Origin of the sequence: Sandarakinorhabdus sp. (genome assembly GCF_031422795.1) — a bacterium.
GTDB lineage: Bacteria > Pseudomonadota > Alphaproteobacteria > Sphingomonadales > Sphingomonadaceae > Sandarakinorhabdus.
Genome location: NZ_JANPML010000395.1, coordinates 1 through 1,915 on the forward strand (window position 1 = coordinate 1; position 1,915 = coordinate 1,915).

The window sequence follows — 1,915 nt, forward strand, 5'->3', positions numbered from 1 at the left end:
AGCAAACACGCCCAGCAATTGCTGATCCACCCCGGCCGGATTGCACAGCGGGCCGAGCAGATTGAAGATCGTCCGCCGGCTCAGCGCGCGCCGCACCGGGGCGACGCGGGCCATCGCCGGGTGGTGGCGCGCGGCGTGCAGGAAGCTGATGCCGACTTGTTCAAGGCACGGGCCGAGCCGGTCCATCGGCAGTTCCGGCACGCCCAGCACCATCAGCACATCTGCCGCGCCCGAGGTGGAGGAGGCGGCGCGGTTGCCATGCTTGGCCAGCTTCACCCCGCAGGCGGCAACGACCAATGACACGGCGGTCGAGATGTTGAGGCTGTGCATGCCATCGCCGCCGGTGCCGCACACATCGAGCGCATCGGCGGCGCGGAACGGCTGGATGGCGCGGGCGCGCAGGGTGCGGGCGGCGGCGACAACTTCGCCCACGGTTTCGCCGCGATCCGCCAGCGTGGTGAGAAAACCGGCCAACGCCTCGTCGCTCACCTTGCCATCGAAAATGGCGGCAAAGGCCTCGGCCGCCGCGCCTTCGTCAAGCGGGCGGAACGGATCGGGCAGGGCACTCATGCCAAAACCGACAGATCGGGCTTCAGGCCAGCCAGCGCCATGAAATTGGCCAGCAACCGGTGGCCATGCTGGGTGGCGATGGATTCGGGGTGGAACTGCACGCCGTGCAGCGGCAGCTCGCGGTGGCGCATGCCCATGATCAGGCCATCGGGGCTGTGGGCGTTGACCACCAGATCGGCGGGCAGACCGGCTTCGCGCACCGTCAGGCTGTGATAGCGGGCGGCTTCGAACGGGGAGGAGATGTCGGCAAACACACCCGTTCCATCGTGGGTGATGGGGCTCACCTTGCCGTGCATCACCTGCGGCGCGCGTTCGACAATGCCGCCAAAGGCCTGGCCCAGCGCCTGGTGGCCAAGGCACACGCCGAACAGCGGGGTGCGCGTTTCGGCAGCGGCGGTAATCAGCGCCAGGCAGATGCCGGCCTCGGTGGGCGTGCACGGGCCGGGGGAGAGCAGAATCGCCTCCGGGTTCATGCCCATCGCGTCCTGCGTGGTCAGCGCATCGTTGCGGACCACGATCGTTTCGGCTCCCAACTCGGCCAGATAATGCACGAGGTTGAAGGTGAAGCTGTCATAGTTGTCGATGACGAGAATGGTCATGCGCTGGCCTTAGCTATTTGGGGCGCTCCCGTCACCAGCCAACCGTCACCCCGTGACCTTGACACCCTTCCAGAACGCCAGCCGGCCCTTGATCTGCGCGGCCTGCGGCTTGGGATCGGCATAATACCAGACAGCGTCGCGGTTCTCCGCACCGTCCACGATCAGGGTGTAATAATTCGCCAGTCCCTTCCAGCCGCAGACGCTGGTCGTGGTGCTGGGCTTCAACAGCGCCGGATCAATGGCATCGGCCGGGAAATAATGATTTCCCTCCACGATCACCGTGTCGGCCGTGTCGGCGATAATTTGGCCGTTCCAGGTTGCGGTCGCCATATTGATTCTCCTATTGGCCAAAACCGGCTTGCGCGGCCGTGGCGATGGCTTCGTGCGCCGCCGCGATCAGCGCGCCGGCCTTGGCTTCGCATTCGCGCTGTTCATATTCGGCCACGCTGTCGGCGACGATGCCGGCGCCGGCCTGCACGTGCATCACGCCATCCTTCACCACCGCCGTGCACAGCACGATGCAGCTATCCATGTCGCCATTCGGGCTGAAATAGCCGACGCCGCCGGCATAGGGCCCGCGTGCTTCGCCTTCCAGTTCGGCGATGATCTGCATGGCCCGCACCTTGCGCGCGCCCGATACGGTGCCGGCCGGGAAGCCGGCGAGCAGGGCGGCAACGGCATCGACTCCGTCAGCCAACCGGCCCTGCACGTTCGACACGATGTGCATGACGTGGCTGTAGAATTCG

General features: G+C 66.2%; 4 protein-coding genes. All 4 read right to left on the reverse strand.

Annotated features, from left to right (window positions below):
• A partial coding sequence (gene trpD, locus RMO81_RS13875; RefSeq protein ID WP_310476484.1) for an anthranilate phosphoribosyltransferase occupies positions 1-570 on the reverse strand: 570 nt, incomplete at its 3' end.
• The gene (locus RMO81_RS13880; protein WP_310476485.1) at positions 567-1,169 is read right to left on the reverse strand and encodes an aminodeoxychorismate/anthranilate synthase component II; all 603 of its coding nucleotides are present in this window, start codon (positions 1,167-1,169) and stop codon (positions 567-569) included. The genes RMO81_RS13880 and trpD, both read right to left, overlap by 4 nt.
• A 45-nt stretch (positions 1,170-1,214) precedes the next feature.
• Positions 1,215-1,499 (reverse strand): DUF427 domain-containing protein, encoded by a 285-nt coding sequence (locus RMO81_RS13885; RefSeq protein ID WP_310476487.1) that lies wholly within the window; start codon positions 1,497-1,499, stop codon positions 1,215-1,217.
• A gap of 10 nt (positions 1,500-1,509) precedes the next feature.
• The coding region (locus RMO81_RS13890) for a chorismate-binding protein (RefSeq protein ID WP_310476489.1) at positions 1,510-1,915 on the reverse strand (406 nt) is incomplete at its 5' end.

Bases quoted from the DNA above. Each gene is read 5' to 3' on its own strand.
- RMO81_RS13880 (WP_310476485.1), bottom strand. From the start codon at position 1,169: ATGACCATTCTCGTCATCGACAACTATGACAGCTTCACCTTCAACCTC.
- RMO81_RS13885 (WP_310476487.1), bottom strand. From the start codon at position 1,499: ATGGCGACCGCAACCTGGAACGGCCAAATTATCGCCGACACGGCCGAC.